This is a genomic window from Ruegeria sp. AB7 (assembly GCF_056542625.1).
On record NZ_JBQGAC010000002.1, the window covers coordinates 398,990 to 413,672 of the forward strand.

Here is a 14,683-nt window from a genome sequence, read left to right on the forward strand (position 1 = left end):
ACCGGCGGGCGAAACCCCTTTGCGTCATCAGCGGCATGGTGGTTGCAATTTCCGCTTGGGAATGCGGCGGTATTTGAATTAGCGTCCCAAGTGAGGGGGATGGGACAGGGAGCCTACGCGCAATGCGCTGGAATGATCTGACACTTCGAACACAAGTTATGAGCATCGTGCTTATCAGCTGGACGATTGTCGGCGTGTTCTCGGTAGTCACCGACGTGGTCCAGATCCGAAACTCTCGCGCTGAAGAGATCCGAAACAGGGGCGATGCCTTTCTTGCGCAGGTGGTTTCAACCCTGGCCCGCGTGCCTCCTGACAGCCGCTCCGAAGCAGCGCTTGGTTTCTTTCCTGCAGAATGGAGTGTCAGGGTCGGCACGCAGGATGCAGCAACCACTTTGGCCAATGGCCGCGACCGCCCGAATCTGGCTAACTGGCTGACGGCGCGGCTGGAACACCGCGGGATCGCCGTCGCGGAACTGTCCGTGGCAGACACGGTCGTTGACGCCAAACACGACCAAAGCGCGCTGTTGCAACTGTTCAAGAGCCACTCGGGCGAACCTATCGATGCAGAAAGCGTTGACGCGTTTCTGGTGAGCGTTTTTTCGGTCCGGCTCAAGGATGATGACGAATGGCTGAACTGCTATTTGCTTATGAAAAACAAGAACATTGTACCTTTGGTCATCGTTGGCTCAATCGACAGTCTGGTCGCGCTTACCCTGCTTTGCGCACTTGCGTTTCTTATTCAGAAAGTGATGCGACCACTGAGCGCGATGGCCGTCAATGCCGAGTTGATCGGGCGGGGTGAAGAAGTCGGCCCACTCGTCGAGGCGGGTGCCATTGATATCCGCCACACAATTATTGCGTTCAATCGCATGGAAGCCCGGATTGTTCTGGCGCTTGAGTACAAGACAACCTTGCTTCGTAGCCTCGGGCATGACCTGAAGGGACCGATTGCCCGGATGCACGATGCGATCCAGAAATTGGAACCAACAGCACCCAAAGAGCAACTGCTCAAGCGGTTGGAAACCATCAGCGATATTGTGAACTCCGTCACCGACCTCAATCGTGAAACGCATCACGATGGAGAGCTTGCACGCCTGGATTTGCGCTCACTGGTTGAGGCGTTGGTAGACGAGCAGGTTGAGGCGGGTCGCGATGTGACCTGCACCATCGAACAATCTGCGGTGGTCAAAGGAAGACACAACGCGCTAACCCGGGTTCTTAGAAACTTGTTGGAAAATGCGGTCAAATACGGGGGCCGAACAAGTGTCTCTTTGAACACCTCGAATGATATGGCCGCAATTCACATAGACGATGAAGGACCAGGTATCCCAGCCGAACAACTTGAAACAGCGTTTGAGCCTTTCCAGAGACTTGGAGCCACCGAACCCGGCACAGGCCTCGGCCTTGCTATTGTCCGGGCGATTGTTGTCGATCAGGGGGGCACTGTTACGCTTGAAAACCGCCCTAGCGGGGGCCTTAGGGCTAATGTGCTTTTGCCGCTTGATTCCGGAGTTCAACCTGGACGAAAGATGTAACCCTGCCCCCAGACCGTTCGAATATATTCCGGATTTGATGGATTGTTCTCGATCTTCGACCGCAACCGTTTGATCAGAGCATCAACGCTCCTGTCCCCTGCTCCGCCATGCTGCCGCGTTCGAGCGACGGCAAGAAGGTCTTCTCGGGTGCACAACACGTCCGGATTTTCAGCAAAAAACCGCATGACGCGCACTTCACTTGAGGTGAGGGTGATGAGCCGACCATCCTCGCTTTTGAGATGCCGCTCGTTTTCAACAAGCTCCCATTCTCCGAACCGGGTAACCCGGGATTTTCCCTGCGTTCCACCAGCACGCCTGCGCAGCACAGCACGCACGCGCGCGAGGAGTTCCAACTCGTTGAATGGTTTAATGATGTAATCATCCGCGCCCAGTTCCAGCAGGGAAATCCGCTCGGCGTCGTCATCAATCGAACTGATCATGATGATCCCGGCATCTATGCGCGAAGCGATCTCGTGACATAACACCTTACCACTAGTTCCTGGCATCACGAGGTCCAGCAGAAACAAGCTGTAGGTTTCATCAGCCATCATCAACCGCGCAGCGGGTACATCTTGCGCATGTTCGATTTTGTACCCTTTGTCAGTCAGAAATGCACAAACACCCTGAGCAAACTCGATGTCATCGTCACAAATCAGAATGTGCTCATCATAGCCAGCGGATTGATCCGCGACGTCTTGCATAGCTCTTCTCCTCGGGACGATGCCTGTCGTTACGATAACAACATTTGCTATTCGAAGCTGTCAATGTTGCAGAGAACGATCAAACTGTCCGGTATGCAGCGACCGCAATCGCCACTCATGGCTAGACCAGACAATCATCGATTGGCGCATTCCGGACGATTAAAAAGTTTGTTACGCCGAACAGCAAATTTCTCCCTCTTCCACCACATTCCGCAGGTGGCTGAGTGCAACGAAGCAATCGTCGTCAGAGACTTGGTAGCAGGCCTTGTATTTGGTGTATCGCGTGCAACCTGACTTAAGTGCAGTTTTGATCACGACAGTAGGCTCTGAACAAGATTTGGGTGCTTCTGAAACCCTTAAACGTTACTGCTGCATCCACGCTACGAAAGAGGCTCCAAGTCCGACAGAGTAATATCGTAGTCAGTTTCCACCAGAGCTATCTACGGCCTTGCGGAAATCCGGCTTAGATTGCTTCGATTGTCTCCAGCCAGCGCAGCAGCGCCGCCGTGGTTTGCCGCGGTTGTTCCAGAGTTGGCAAATGGCCCGCGTGTTCGATGACTTCCAACCGGCTTCGCGGCAACAGGTCATGCATCAATTCGTGGCGTTCGACTGGGCATAACGCGTCATGACGGCCGCAAAGGACCAACGCAGCTCCCTTGAAAGCGCGCAATGTGTGACTTTGGTCCGGGCGATCTCGTAGGGCCTTGGATTGGTTAACAAAAATCTCCGGCCCCAAGGCCATAGCCATATCCATGCATAGGTCCAGAATTGCCTGTCGATCAGGGCCATCGGTCAGATAGTTGGGCTTCATTTCCTCGGCCATCACATCGCGTAGCCGACCGTTTTTAACCGCCTCTATCTGGGGCTCACGCCTCGCCTTGACCTGATCCGCCTCTGCCAGCGGGTTGGTGTCCATCAACGCCATCCCCGCTACACGCCCCGGTGCTTGCCGCAGCATTTCCATCGCAACAATGCCTCCCATGGAAAGACCGGCCAATGCGAACCGGTCGGGCGCGTGTTTTAAAACCTCGGCGGCCAGAGCCTGCATCGTATCATGCGCACCAATGGGGGCGACAAGTATCGGATATCTGCCAGACAATGCACCAATTTGCGGCGAGAATAGCCGAGCATCGCACATCATGCCCGGCAAAAGGACAAGTGGTGTCATTTGACCAGAGCAGCCCCTTCGGCCAGCGCACTCAGTTTGGCATAGGCGATATCAGGATCGACAGCGCCAAACCCCGCAAAAGTGCCAAAACCGCAATCCGATCCGCCAATCACCCGCTCCGCTCCCACGATGTTCACGAACCGCTCAAGACGTTGCGCGACCAGTTCGGGGTGTTCGACAAAGTTTGTGGTGGTATCGACCACACCCGGCACAAGTACCTTGTCATCGGGTATCTCGGACTTGCAGTCGCGGAACACCGTCCATTCATGTGCATGGCGCGGGTTCGAGGTTTCAAACAGCACATAGCGCGACTTGGTTGACATCAAAGTCGAGAACACCTTGTCCATTCCGATATCGCAGCAATGCGGACCTTCGTAATTGCCCCAGCAGATGTGAACCCGAACCTTGTCGGCGGGCACATCCTGCAATGCATGGTTCAGCGCTTCGACATGCATTTCGGCAATACTGACAAATTCCTCGTCAGAAAGGTCGGTGAACAGCATATGGCGCGACAGGGCAAGATCGGGACAATCCAATTGAAGATCCAGGCCCGCCGCGACGATGGTTTCATATTCGGATTTCATCGCATCGGCCAGCGCGGCCAAATACGCCTCGCGCGTCGGGTAATAGTCGTTCTGCAGAAAAAGAGAGATCACACCAGGGCTGGCAGCATTCATAAATCCGCGCTCAATCCCGTGCTCAGCCATGGCTCTTTTGAGGTTGTCGATATCCTTCTGCAACTCGCCCTGCCCTTTCGAGCGCACGTCGCCTACACACATGGGCCGCGCGTATTGCGGAGTTCCGCCATCATTCGCCAAACGTTGAAGAAAGCCCGGAAACATCTTCAGATCAGCCGGAGCGTTGCGCGGGCTGTCGCCTGCAAACCCGGTGTAGCGGTCCTTGACGTAGGTCGCGTAAGAGATTTTCGAAGTCTCGCCATCTGATACAATATCGATCCCCGCTGCAGCCTGTTTGCCTACGGTTTCGGACACCGCGTTCGTCATGCAGGCATCAAAATCTGCCTGATCGAACGGTTCCCCCCGCTCGCGCGCGAAGATGAAATCGACGACTTCCTGACTACGCGGCAGACTCCCCACGTGGGTGGTTGAAATTCGGGTCATCATGTCATCTCCAATTCAATTACTTCCCTGTGCCGAGTCCAAAGTGAAGAACGGGTCACATACTGCGCGCCCCGAAGGAGATCGGAGCGCGCAACTTTGCCTTTATGCACCGGTCCAGGTAGCACCGGCGGGATCGTCCGTTGCCGTGATACGATACAGACCGGCCTCTCCGGTCATTGAGGGCACGATACTGTAGCTTTCACCTGACAGAACCAGCGCTGTGTCGCCTGCGGACAAAGTTGTTTCATAGCCATCGATTGTAATCCGCCAATGACCACTCGCAGGCATGAGGACGACGGGCATATGCGCCGCGACGGGTTCGTTCAAACAAGAACCGCGCCCGAGGAAATCGACCTCAAACCCAGGCTTATCCTTGATCAGGGCATCTTCGCCAATCACTTTGGCTGGCTTGTTAGCGGAAAGCGCCATCAGATCCCAATAGCGTGCCACATATTTGCCGATAACATCTTCGACCGGAACTTCCGGATAGCTCTTAAGCTCTTCTTCGGTCAGCAGCGGCATGGGGCGCACGTTGTGGGGCAGTTCCTGACCCTTCTTGCTGTCATACAGCACGCCATTGTCGCCCAGCATCAGCCCATGCGCCTGCGCGTCTTCGATCACCTGTGGTGCCCAGGTGACACCGCCACCCGCATCATCGCCGCCCAGGATCGACATGATCATCCCATAATCCTGCCCGACATTTTCGAAACCGCGAAAGATGCCAGTTGGAATGTTAAATATGTCACCTTCCTCGGCAATAAACTCACCCGCAGTGCCATAGCGACCCCAGAAGAACCGCCAACGTCCTTTGGCGACAAAGAACACCTCGGCCGTGGTGTGGCTGTGCAGCGAATTCCGGCATTTCGGAGGTTGCCCCGCCGCGCCAATATTGAAACCGATTTTGTCGGTGATGTGGACATGCTGATCGGGGCTTTCGGATACGCCACCGCCTACGATGGTAAAGTTTTCCTTCTGGTCCGAACCAGGCGTGTGCGCGTCAATAAATGCGGTTTTACAAGGCTGCAGTTCGCCGTAGCGGACAATGCGTTGTTGGATCGTGCTCATAATAGTCTCCGTTCATTGAATTGGTACAAGAGGTCTCGATCCTCATGCACCCGGAGGGCGATTATTCAGCCGCCGCGCCCGCAAGGACGCCCGGTGGCCGTGGTACCGCCGGGTTCCTTCACTGGCATCCAATGCGACGCGCGTTCGAGACATCAGAGATCCCCGGTTTCCAACAGAAGCTGTTTCCAGACCGCGGTTTCATCGAACAAGGTCCATTCGCGTCGCAGCCTGATGTCGTCTCCAATCAACTCGCCCCATTCGGCATGGCTGATCCCCAACACATACAACTCAGCGCCTGTGGGTTTGCCGAACACGCCCCAACCGTCATGCTTGCCATGCAAGCTCCAGCGCAGGGCCGAGCGGGGCGGCATATTCGGATCATCGCGCCCGATCTGATGATGGATGGTGAAGGTAGCGCTTGGCATGGCGGCACGCAAAGACATCCAGAACCGATCAACCGAATCCCAGCCATGGCCCGTGACACCGCCGGGATATTCGGTCTGCACGCCTCGGTCATACTCTCGTTCAATCGCGCCCATATCTGCATTCATTATCCGTGTCAGCAGATCCGCGTGGCGGTGTCCCCATTCATTGTCATTGCCGTACCCCTTGTAGGGGCCTTCGATGTCGTTGTTGGGTGACAGAGGCTTCACACTGGCCTCGGCCCCACCTTCACGCGCTATCAGATCGGCGGCATATTCCTTGGGATCCCAGCCCATTTGCCGAACAATCGCACCCTGATCTCGGATCAGCCATTCGTCATCGATCATGTTGTCGATGGCGTGGCAGTCGGCCAGAATTCGGTATCGCAAGCGTGTTCCGGTGGCTTTGCCATAGACACCATTGCCCCGGTGCGTGGCGGTCGACAGGATACGATGCGAGCTCAGCATGCCTTCTTCCGGGGTGCCCGACCAGATCACATCCTCGCCCAGCAGCTGACGGTCGGGGAACTCGGCCAACGTGGCCATTGTTGCACCAATGACATTCTGGTTACCCAACACAACCGAACCGGGCGAGCGGACGACGATGTCTGGGCTATAATATTGATGCAGAGTCGCAATGCCACGGTCTTCCCAAATCTCTTTGGTGATGCCGATGATATAATCCGGGAAATCTTTGAATTTGGGATCAAATCCCTTCATGTCTTCCATCCTTCAGGTATGCGGGCGGAGCCGCGAACGATCAAAGGTCCGTCAATCTCGGTGCGGCGGGGCGCAGCAGCGGGATTTTCGATCTTGCTAAGTAGAATATCGACGGTTTCGGCAACCATCCGATTGGCAGGCTGACGAATAGTTGTCAGATTGTAGGCTGGCCAAGAGGCAACGGCGACATCGTCATATCCCAGAACCGAGACGTCGGCCGGAATTTGCAGGCCCAACTCGAACCGCAGCGTGTCCATCACAGAGATCGCCATGTGATCATTGGCCACGAACACAGCGTCCGGTGGATCGGACGCGAACATGCGTAGCGTTGCCTCACGCGCCTGTTCTGCGATGAAGTTTCCGGCTCCACGGGCGTGCAGTTTGACACCCGCCTCTTGCAGGGCCGCTACGAACCCCGCTTCGCGATCGCGCTGGGTCGAAGCGCCCTCCCACCCGGCGATATATCCGATCTTCTCATGACCGCCAGCCAGCAGAAACTCGGCTGCCTTTCGGCCACCGGCGACATTGTCGGATGTAACCGATGACATAGTGAGGTCATCCTGTGCCCGATTGAACAACACCATCGGTACGCCAACGGTCCGACAACGTTCATACAAGGTCGACGACAGGGCCACCGATGCCGCGATTATGCCGTCGACTTGAAAGTCGAGCAATTCCTCAACCACGCTATCGACGTTTTCGGCTTGGTTCGACGCCATGAATATCATCACATGGTAGCCGCGCTCCTGCAGCGTGTTCGTCAACCTTTCCAGTGCTTCAGGATAAAACTGATTATTCAGATACGCCACAACAAGCCCAATGATCCGGCTTTTGCCGGACACTACGGCACGCGCAAGGACGTTCGGCCGATAGCCCAGTTGCTTGGCGGCCTGACGCACCTTTTCAATCGTCTTCTTCGAGGCTGACGCCCCCGGAGTGAACACACGGCTAACGGCAGACTGGCTGACCCCGGCGAGGCGGGCGACCTCCATGGATGTAACTTTTTGCGCCGCCATCAGTCTGCTGTCCAACCTCCGTCTATCATCAACGCGGTGCCCGTCACCAAAGCCGATGCATCCGAGGCAAGATAAACCACTGCCCCCATGATGTCTTCGATCTCGCCCGGGCGGCCCAACTTGATCTTGTCCAATATCCATGCGCGCTTGTCCGGGTCATCAAAAGTCGACTTGGTCAAATCGGTCAGAATAAAAGTTGGGCAGATCGTGTTGACCCGAATTTTTGCAGGACCGAACTCCAGCGCCATCGCCTTGGAAAAGCCTTCGACTGCGAATTTTGACGCGCAATAGACCGCCCTTTCCCGCCCGCCCACATGGCCCATCTGGCTGGAGATGTTCATCAGCGATCCGGGGCGCCCAGCTTCTAACAATCCTTTTGCCACCGCTTGGGTCAGAAAATAGGCCCCTCGGACATTGACATCCATTACCGCATCAAAATCCTCGGGCCGTGTGTCCACGGCCCTGCTGTGTCGGGCCAGACCGGCTGAGTTCAGCAGGATATCAAACGGCCCGTTTTGCGCCACAGCATCAGCAGTGCCTGCAACGTCAGAAACATCCAGTTCAAGTATATTCGCCAACCATCCCCGAGCGTTCATCTCTGTTGCCAGATCCTGCAACGCATCCTTGCGCCGCGCCGCCAGTGTCACTTCGGCACCATGCTCTGCCAGCGCTACGGCACAGGCCATGCCGATACCGGACGACGCGCCCGCGACCAATGCGCGTTTGCCGTTAAGATTGAAACTTGGGGTGCTGGGAAATTGGGACATATCAGACCTCGCCAACCGGAAATGGAATGCGGCCCGGAGCGCGCGCCTTGTTGAACTCTCGCAAACGGGCAAAGACGTCAACACCAAGCTGGCGATAGGTATCCAGCAGATCAACTAAAACCCAGTTCTCGCGAATCTTGCCATTTTCAAGCCGCCAGAAATCGAGGCTGCGCAGCGTGATCTTCTTGCCCGACGGTGCGATCCCCATCCAGCCATCATTGGTGACAGTCTGGATCATGTTGGGCCAACCCGTAACAGCCGCATAGTCACCGTCGCCAAAGAAATGACAGGTGATGTCATCTACATCCTGCCCGCGATCCGGCATTGCGTTGAGGAATGGAATCTGATGCCAATTACGGAACCCCGCAATACCCCGCCCTGTGCCGATCCCCGAGGGGCCGTACCAGTTCATCCGAGGATGCCAGAACCGCTCCAACTCCATCACCTCCGGACCACCTTCTGCGGGATGTTTGGTCAGATGATCCAGCATGTCGACAATGTGCTGGCAGGTCTCTTTGCCCTTGGCCTTGTCATACGGGCCGGGCACCAGCCCGTCCTGCGTCGCTGGTCCCGGAACATGCCATTCCCGCCCCAAACCGGGTGCCATGGGCCAGGCCTGCGCTTGCATCATCACTTCGGGGATATCCCAAAGCGCCTGCACCTCGGCGACTTTGCCATTTTCGATCCGGTAAAACTCGTGAAACCGCATGGTGACCTGATGGCCTGTCGGCGGAATCTCCAGCCATGGCCCCGCGAAAGTGCCGGTATAGTACCCGCCGCATCCAACCCAATCAGCCCCGAATTCATCAGGTCCAGCCATGACGATATAATCGCGGCGCTCAAGATCGGGCCATGCGGTCAGAAGATCGCGATAGCAACAATCGTAATAAGCATTAATCCCTTTGGTGTCGCCAAACGGATAGCTCAGATGGAACACAGCGTCGGGAGAACAAATCTTATCCAACGCCTGCCGGACACCGGCTTCGGTAAAGTCATACATCGCAGCCCTGACCTGTGCGATCAGGGTCTTGTGCTCAGTATGCCTGTCACTCATTCTGCGGCGTCCCTGTAGGGTGCAGGCGCGCCGTAGGGGACATTGATGCCGCCGTAACGCCTTACGCGGACGTTACATTGCTCGGCGTGCCCCACAAAACCTTCGAGCATACATAGGCGCGAACCATATTCGCCGATCAAGGTTGCCGCCTCATCAGTCAGAACCTTTTGATAGCTATGTGTTTTCAGATATTTACCTACCCATAGACCACCAGTATAGCGGCCAGCTTTTTTGGTAGGTAGCGTGTGATTGGTGCCAATTACCTTATCACCGTTCGAGACATTGGTACGCGGTCCAAGGAACAATGCGCCATAACAAGTCATGTTCTCAAGGAACCAGTCGTCGCGATCGGTCATGACCTGCACATGTTCTGATGCAATGTCATCAGCAACCCGCAGCATCTCATCATACGTGTCGCAGACGATCACTTCGCCATATTCCTCCCACGATACTTTTGCGGTGCCCGCTGTCGGTAGAATGCCCAGCAGCCGGTCCACTTCGGCCATCGTGTCCTCGGCCAGTTTGCGAGAATTGGTCAGCAATACGCAGGGGCTGTTATACCCATGTTCAGCCTGACCCAGAAGATCGGTCGCGCACAGCTCTGCGTCTGCGGCGGTCTCATCAGCAATCACCATGGTCTCGGTCGGGCCGGCGAATAGGTCGATACCGACGCGGCCAAATAGCTGACGTTTAGCTTCTGCGACAAAGGCGTTACCCGGACCGACAAGCATGTGGACTGGATCAATCGTCTCGGTTCCCAACGCCATGGCGCCGATAGCCTGAATGCCGCCCATCACGTAAATCTCATGCGCCCCACCCAAATACATGGCGGCGATCACCGCTGCATTGGGTTTGCCCTGAAACGGAGGGGTGCAGGCGATGATGCGCGGCACGCCCGCCACCGAGGCCGTCGCCACCGACATATGCGCCGAGGCCACCATCGGGAATTTGCCGCCGGGCACATAACACCCCACCGATTGTACGGGGATGTTCTTGTGGCCCAAAATGACGCCCGGCAGAGTCTCAACTTCGATATCCAGCATCGAATCGCGCTGAGCTTGTGCAAAGTTGCGCACTTGCTCCTGCGCGAATTTGATGTCCGCCAGCTCTCGATCCGTCAGCTGATTGATCAGGTCGTCGATCTGGTCTTGAGACAACCGAAACGATGCTGGCGAATAGTTATCGAACTTCTCGCTTAGCTCGCGTACCGCAGCATCGCCACGTGTTTCGATGTCTTTCAGTGTCGCTTCGACGACAGCGCGTGTTTTGGCGTCATCCTCGGCCCGGTCAGCATCGGACTTACCACGTTTCAGATACTCGATTGTCATTGTCCTAATCCTTAGTTTCAGGCCGGGGCGGAGACTTCTCACCCCGGTCAAATGCTTCCCAGCCTTCACCGTTAAACAGATCGACACCCAGCTGTGCCGCTACATGGGCGAAATCCACATTCACCCAATTGTCGACGATCTTGCCGTCGACCACTTTCCAGAAATCCATATATCGGATCTCGACCCGCTTTCCGGTGGGGGCGATCCCCAGGAACTCACCCGAATGGGTTGCTTCCTGTCGGCCAAACGCAGCCGCCCACTCGCCCATGTAAAGGCGCGCTTCGTCGATGCATGTCTTGTCCGAAAAAGCCGCCTGAAACGGGCGTTGCCAATTGTCCTGAAACTGTTTCAGGCCAGTTTTTGTGCCACAGCCCTGATTGCCCATCCAGCGGAAGCCTTCCGAGAAGAATTCGCCGATGTCATCGATACGGTGATCGTTCAGACCATCCACCATGGTTTCAATCACACGGCGGGTGTCTTCTGTTTTGTCGAGGTCCGTATCACGTGTCAGCACGGCCTGTTCCGGGCGGGAACCCTTCATCTTTCTCATCCTTGTATTGGTGCCAATAGAAATTCTGTCTTCATCGGGTAGCTCAATCAGCTGACAGAAAATCCCTCGGCATCCGGTTGAGCGCCGGGTGGCGGCCAACGGCGTTATGTCTTGCAGAGCTGCTCATGCGGCTTGCTCGGCGATGTCGGCAAAAAGGTCATATCCCAGCTGCAACAACACATGCGGGATGTCGACGAAAACCCAGTTTTCGACCAACAGATCGTCCTCTCGACGCCACCAGTCGCAGACCCGCATGAAGACGCGTTTTTCGCTTGCGGGCTGGTCGAGGAAGGGTTTCACCTGGACACCAGTCAAGGAAGGCCAGCCACCCGAGCATACGTAATTGCCTTCGCCGAAGCGGGTGAAATGCGCAGTCATGCCATTTCCCGCACTACCTCCGGACCAACCTTCGAAGGTGGCCTCGAAAGGCACCTGGAAGCTTGCAAAACTCTCGAGCCCGACGAAAGAACCGAAGGCGCCGGGGCCGTACCAGACCATGTTGTCATGCCAGAACGGGCGCCAGGCCTCGTTCTTGGTGGCAAGCTTGGCCAGCATTTCTGTGACCATACAATAGCTCTTGGCCCCCTCGACTGGGTCTTGCGGCGTGGTCAAGATGCCATCATGGCCTGCTGGACCCTGAATCATCCCGGTGAAGCCACGGGTCTTGCCCGGGCTATCGGTGATCGGCCATTGCCCTGCAGCCAGCATCAGTTCTGGGATATCGAAGAAGATATAGCTCTCCACCGCCTTGCCATCCTGCATGCGGTGGAACTCGCCGAAGCGCAGATAGGCAAGCTCACCTGTGGCGCGGATACCAAGCCAGTCGCGCGAGAACCGACCGACGAAATGGCCGGTGGCGCTGATCCAGCCCTGTCCTTCAAATACACCGGCCATGACGATATCATCGCGCCGAAAAAGCCCATCGAAGGAGGCTGCGAGCGGGGCGATGACGTGATCGTGCAGCCCGAGGCCACCCGCGACCTCGTTGAAAGGATGCACCACGTTGACATGTGCACCGGGGGCGAAGAATCCCTCATAGGCCGGTCGGAAATTGCCTGGATGGCGTTGCGCGGCGGTGAAATTCAGAAAGGGTTTACGGTCGAGGCGTTCCATTAACTTTGTCTCTGTAGGATCTGTTCAAGGCGTCTGCGGAGAAACGCCCCGCAAGGCCCTGCGCGCATCAAAGCAAAAGGAATTCGCCCTGGTCGCTTTGCCCGGCACGCAGCCATATTCAGGCTGGCTGCGTGCGCATGGGCAAATACGGACTGAGGATGCGTGCGTCCCATCAGCGTCAGCCTTTCACAGCCCCGGCGGTCAAACCGCCCACAATCTGACGCTGGAAGAACATCACCAAGATGAACAGCGGAACCGTCGCAGAAACCACGGCCGCAACGGCAAACATTACGTTGCCCTCGGTTTGCGTTGTACCAAGGAACGCAGCGATGGCTGGAACCATCGTGCGGTTGCTTTCTGACAACAGCATCGCCCCAACGGCAAAGTCGTTATAGGCCAGAAGAAACGAGAACAGCCCCGTGGTGATCACACCCGGCCACATCACCGGAATGATCACGCGGCGGAAGGCCTGAAACTGGTTGCAGCCGTCGACCTTTGCGCTTTCGTCAAGCTCGCTGGGGATGTTCTTGAAGAAGGCGTGTAGCATCCACAGGGTGAACGGCTGGTTGATCGCGACAAGTACGATAATTGTCGTCGGCAGTATCCCCCAGATATTCCATTCAAAGAAGGGCAACAGATAACCCGAAACCAACGTGATCGGCGGCATCGCGCGGAAGATCAGCGCCGTGATCAAAAGCCAGAATGTGTAGTTATAGCTCGACCGCGAAAGCGCATAGCCCCCCAGCGTTCCGATGGTCAGCGAGATGGCGACCACAAAGACGCAAACGATCCCCGTGTTCAGAACATTCCGCCAAAATTCTTCCTGAATCCAAGCCCCTTCGTAACCGGTGGTGGTAAAGGGTGAGCCATAAACTGCCTCGGTCCGCGCGCCGGTTAAGGCGTTGGTCCAATCGGCGATCGAGAAGAAATCCAGCTCTACCTTGAACGACCCCCAAACCGTCCAGAGGAACGGGAAAGCGGCCAGGATGAACCAAAGGATCACAAAAAGCGACGAAGCAATCCGAAGGCTTTTGGGCATTCTTTGCGCACGGCTGGCCATGTTATCTTGCTCCTTTGAAGTCACGCCAGGTGCGGACAAGCACGGGCGACAACAGAATGGCGACCCCGATAATCGTGATCACAGACGTAGCGGCCGCAGAGGACAGCTGTCGCGTTTCACCGCCGAGGTCGTTGAAGATGAAAGTGCTGAGCGATTGCGCATGGGCACCGGCGCTGAAGCCGATAATCGGTTCGAACACCTTGAAATTATCCATCAACTGGATCAGCGCAACAAACGTAACCAGTGGCATGAGATGGGGAACAACCACGAATTTGACCTGTTGCCAGCGGGTTGCCCCATCGATCTGGGCCGCCTCGATCTGATCTTTGGGCAAAGTTTGCAAACCGGCATAGAATACCACGAAGGCAAAGGGGGCCGAACTCCAGACGCCATAAACCATCAGCGCCACCCACATCAGCCCGGTCGAAGCCTTTAGACTGAAATCCGGATCTCCGGCCAAGTTTACAAGGGCGTTGCCGATGACGCCACGACTGTCAATCATCCAAAACAGAATGAGCGAGCCGATCAGCGGTGTCACAATCATGGGCAAGAGCGAGAAGAAGATCATCAAACCCTTGAGGTGCCGGTGCAGTGAGTTGACCGCCAGCGCAATCACCAGCCCCAGAATGATCGTGAGGGGTGTCACAATGAATGTGAAGGTCAGCGTAAAGGCCATGGCCCGATAGAAGGGCAAGTTTCCGACCTCTGAGAAAAGGTCACCCCACGTGTCACTCGCCGCCCAGATTTCGCCAACCTCCTGTATCGCCAGGTGGCCGCGATCAAAGTAGATATCCAGCCCGACAAATCTGCCCAATGGTTGTTCGGCACGAAGCGCTGCGGTGGCTTCCTGATCGATGGTGGTCTCGGTTGTGCACCCGACAAGCGGAGTACAGTTTTCGACTTCCACCAGAACCGCCGGGTGTGGGGCATAAATGGATTGGATCACCACCGAGACGATGGGCATTGCAATGAACAGCAGCATTGCAAGTCCTGTGGGCAGGAAAAACCAAAGGAATGTCTTATGGCGCATGTCGCAATTCCCGTGTCGGCTTGATTGGGCGGG

14 protein-coding genes are annotated in these 14,683 nt (G+C 56.2%); 1 reads left to right on the plus strand and 13 read right to left on the minus strand.

From position 1 onward, the window contains the following. The first annotated feature begins 122 nt into the window (after nt 1–122). Nucleotides 123–1,535, plus strand: a complete 1,413-nt coding sequence (locus tag ACR0EN_RS07795) for a sensor histidine kinase (protein WP_480586040.1) — start codon at nt 123–125, stop codon at nt 1,533–1,535. Here the strand turns inward: ACR0EN_RS07795 and ACR0EN_RS07800 are convergent. The 13 genes from ACR0EN_RS07800 to ACR0EN_RS07860 form a co-directional block, all read right to left on the minus strand. Beyond that, nucleotides 1,514–2,236 (minus strand): response regulator, encoded by a 723-nt coding sequence (locus ACR0EN_RS07800; RefSeq protein ID WP_170511746.1) that lies wholly within the window; start codon nt 2,234–2,236, stop codon nt 1,514–1,516. The genes ACR0EN_RS07795 and ACR0EN_RS07800 overlap by 22 nt on opposite strands. Before the next feature lie 463 nt (nt 2,237–2,699). Beyond that, nucleotides 2,700–3,404, minus strand: coding sequence for an alpha/beta fold hydrolase (locus ACR0EN_RS07805; RefSeq protein ID WP_170818287.1), 705 nt, complete (start codon nt 3,402–3,404; stop codon nt 2,700–2,702). After that, entirely contained in the window at nt 3,401–4,525 is a 1,125-nt protein-coding gene (locus ACR0EN_RS07810; RefSeq protein ID WP_170818286.1) for a cobalamin-independent methionine synthase II family protein, read from the minus strand. The genes ACR0EN_RS07805 and ACR0EN_RS07810 overlap by 4 nt, the downstream gene beginning before the upstream one ends. Before the next feature lie 102 nt (nt 4,526–4,627). Then, a complete protein-coding gene (locus tag ACR0EN_RS07815) occupies nt 4,628–5,590 on the minus strand; it encodes a cupin domain-containing protein (RefSeq protein ID WP_170611476.1) in 963 nt (320 codons plus the stop codon). A gap of 152 nt (nt 5,591–5,742) precedes the next feature. After that, nucleotides 5,743–6,732, minus strand: a complete 990-nt coding sequence (locus ACR0EN_RS07820; protein WP_170818285.1) for a nuclear transport factor 2 family protein — start codon at nt 6,730–6,732, stop codon at nt 5,743–5,745. Further along, nucleotides 6,729–7,748, minus strand: coding sequence for a LacI family DNA-binding transcriptional regulator (locus ACR0EN_RS07825; protein ID WP_170465610.1), 1,020 nt, complete (start codon nt 7,746–7,748; stop codon nt 6,729–6,731). Before ACR0EN_RS07825 ends, ACR0EN_RS07820 begins: the two co-directional genes overlap by 4 nt. Continuing rightward, nucleotides 7,748–8,515 carry an SDR family oxidoreductase gene (locus ACR0EN_RS07830; protein WP_170422633.1) on the minus strand — a complete coding sequence of 256 codons (768 nt, stop codon included), beginning with the start codon at nt 8,513–8,515 and terminating at the stop codon, nt 7,748–7,750. The genes ACR0EN_RS07825 and ACR0EN_RS07830 overlap by 1 nt, the downstream gene beginning before the upstream one ends. Before the next feature lies 1 nt (nt 8,516). Next, nucleotides 8,517–9,569, minus strand: coding sequence for an ester cyclase (locus tag ACR0EN_RS07835; protein WP_480586047.1), 1,053 nt, complete (start codon nt 9,567–9,569; stop codon nt 8,517–8,519). Next, entirely contained in the window at nt 9,566–10,897 is a 1,332-nt protein-coding gene (hisD, locus tag ACR0EN_RS07840) for a histidinol dehydrogenase (RefSeq protein WP_170818283.1), read from the minus strand. The genes ACR0EN_RS07835 and hisD overlap by 4 nt, the downstream gene beginning before the upstream one ends. A gap of 4 nt (nt 10,898–10,901) precedes the next feature. Next, nucleotides 10,902–11,438 carry an ester cyclase gene (locus ACR0EN_RS07845; protein WP_170407056.1) on the minus strand — a complete coding sequence of 179 codons (537 nt, stop codon included), beginning with the start codon at nt 11,436–11,438 and terminating at the stop codon, nt 10,902–10,904. Nucleotides 11,439–11,570: 132 nt separating this feature from the next. Beyond that, the gene (locus ACR0EN_RS07850; protein WP_170818282.1) at nt 11,571–12,560 is read right to left on the minus strand and encodes a nuclear transport factor 2 family protein; all 990 of its coding nucleotides are present in this window, start codon (nt 12,558–12,560) and stop codon (nt 11,571–11,573) included. Nucleotides 12,561–12,738: 178 nt separating this feature from the next. After that, the gene (locus ACR0EN_RS07855) at nt 12,739–13,620 is read right to left on the minus strand and encodes a carbohydrate ABC transporter permease (RefSeq protein ID WP_170394093.1); all 882 of its coding nucleotides are present in this window, start codon (nt 13,618–13,620) and stop codon (nt 12,739–12,741) included. A 1-nt stretch (nt 13,621) separates the two neighbouring features. Then, nucleotides 13,622–14,650, minus strand: a complete 1,029-nt coding sequence (locus ACR0EN_RS07860) for a carbohydrate ABC transporter permease (protein ID WP_170394095.1) — start codon at nt 14,648–14,650, stop codon at nt 13,622–13,624. Nucleotides 14,651–14,683: the final 33 nt, after the last annotated feature.